The organism is Streptomyces inhibens, assembly GCF_003389455.1.
GTDB classification, from domain to species: domain Bacteria; phylum Actinomycetota; class Actinomycetes; order Streptomycetales; family Streptomycetaceae; genus Streptomyces; species Streptomyces inhibens.
Genome location: NZ_QUAC01000305.1, coordinates 1 through 2,056, shown reverse-complemented (window position 1 = coordinate 2,056; position 2,056 = coordinate 1). Strand labels below are relative to the sequence as shown.

General features: G+C 73.2%; 1 protein-coding gene and 1 pseudogene. Both read right to left on the bottom strand.

The features are described from left to right. Nucleotides 1–929 (bottom strand): annotated as a pseudogene (locus DY245_RS33110) (SUKH-4 family immunity protein); the annotation flags it as partial. Nucleotides 930–934: 5 nt separating this feature from the next. Continuing rightward, nucleotides 935–1,915 carry an SMI1/KNR4 family protein gene (locus DY245_RS33105; RefSeq protein WP_128510852.1) on the bottom strand — a complete coding sequence of 327 codons (981 nt, stop codon included), beginning with the start codon at nucleotides 1,913–1,915 and terminating at the stop codon, nucleotides 935–937. Nucleotides 1,916–2,056 lie beyond the last annotated feature (141 nt).

The window sequence follows — 2,056 nt, the reverse complement described above, 5'->3', positions numbered from 1 at the left end:
GACGGCGGCGGCAGATCCGGCAGTCCCCCCACCGCGGGCGGCGCCGGCGGCATCGGCGGCGGTACGGGCCCGCCGGCCGCAGCGCCCTGCGGCGCGGCCCCGTCCGGCAGATCCAGCGCGGGCGCAACCTGCGTACGCGGCAACTGACTGCCGCCGCGCAGCAGTTCGGTCTTCGCATCCGGCCGCGCCCTCGGCGTCGAGGGAGCGTCGTCCTCCTCGTCGAAACCGGCCAGCGGCGGCGCGAAGACCGTCGCGGGCAGCCCCACCGACCGGTCCTCGGACCCCACCTCGGCGGTCGTGTCCGCCCCGGCCCACGGCGTCGCCGCACCCGACGGAACGGCAGACCCGGCCGGCGCGGCAACGCCGGCACCCGCCTCCACCGCATCCCCGCCGAGCTGCGTGACCCCGCCCTCGGCGCCGTTCACACTCACCTCGGCCCAGGCATCCGCAGCCGACGGCGCAGCAGCCTGCGACGGCACCTCGGCCCGCGAAGGCGCCGAAGGAGCCGGGCCGGCACCCGACGCCGCGCCCCCCTCACCCCGCCGGTCCGGAAGGCCGATCGCGTCCGCCGCCTCCTGAAGCCACTCCGGCGGCGTCAGCAGAAACGACGTCGCCTCCAGATCGATCCGCTGCGGCGCAGCCTCGGCCGCGCCGTACCCGCCGTCCACGGGAGCGCCGTACTCCTCCTCGTACCGCCGGATCACCTCACCCACCGGCAGCCCCGGCCACAGCGTCGTCTCCCCGCTGTCCCGCGCGATCACCAGCCGCGCCCGGCCGCCATCCGTCGCCGGACCCCCCTCACGGTCCTCCGCCCAGGCCACAAAACCCAGATCGAACTCCCGCACCCGCACCTCACGATGGAGCGGCGCCGGCACCTCGCCGTTCACCCACCGCTCCGCGCGCTCCTGCGCCTGCGCGAACGTCACCACCGCGCTCAACCCCCCACCGCGACGGCGTACGCGAAACCGCCGTCCACCATCAGGTTCGCCACGGTCTCCAGCTCCGGCGGATTCCCCGCCAGCCGCAGCAGGAACTCGTCAAAATCCGCACCGCACGGCAACAACAGCCGCTCCACCCGCTCCTGCACCGTCCACCCGTCCTGATCCCGCGCATCGTCATACGGGCAGAACCACACCGAACCGAGCGCCTCGCCACGCACCTTCACCGCGACCACACCGCCCTGCACGAACGCCACGCCCAGATAGTCCTTGGTGAAATGGTCCCGCAGACACTTGTTCACATAGACCAGATCGTTGACCGCCGCGTCGTCCCGCACCGTGAAGAACGGCTGGTCCACCAGCAGCCCCAACTCCGCGTCGAGCGCCGCACCCACCGGCGCGCACCCGCCCGCCGCCTTCAGGAACGACCGGTACGCACCCGGCAGCCGATAGCCCAGCGCCTCCTCGGCCTGCGCCACCTGCTCCTCACCCACCGACAGATCACGGTGCGGCAGCCCGAAATGCACCGGCCGGGTCTCCTGCAACGGCCGCGTACCGCGCTTGCCGTGCTCCACAGCAGCCGTCGCCAGCCCACCGTGATGCCGCAACAGCGCCTTCACTTCGACCGGAACCAGCTCCATCCGCCGGGTACCGGCCACGTGATGCCAGGTCCAGCCGTGCGGCGTCGCCACCGCCGGCACATCTATCCACAGCTCATGCCCCTGCGCATGCAGCGCGGCATTCGCCGACACATAATCCGTCAGCCGCAGCTCATCGACGCCGAAACCCTCCGGCGGCTCGGCAATCTCCGCCGCCGCCCGGGCATACGGCGAGAACTCCGGGAAGCCCCGCCCGTCCATCCGCACCCCCGCGGGATACCGCGCGGCACGAACCGGGTCCGGGAAATGCACAACCTGCCCGGCATAGGCCGTATTCGGTGGCGCGGCATGTCCCGCCGCCTGCCGACCTGTCGTCATCGCGGTTGCCCCCTGGCTGAAGCTGGCTTTGAGGCACAGCCTATGCCGTACCGCAACACCCTCCCCCCGCCCCCGCCCCCCGCACGTCAGCCCCGCGACACACCGGCGTCACCCACCGGCCCACCACCCCCGAGCCCCCCG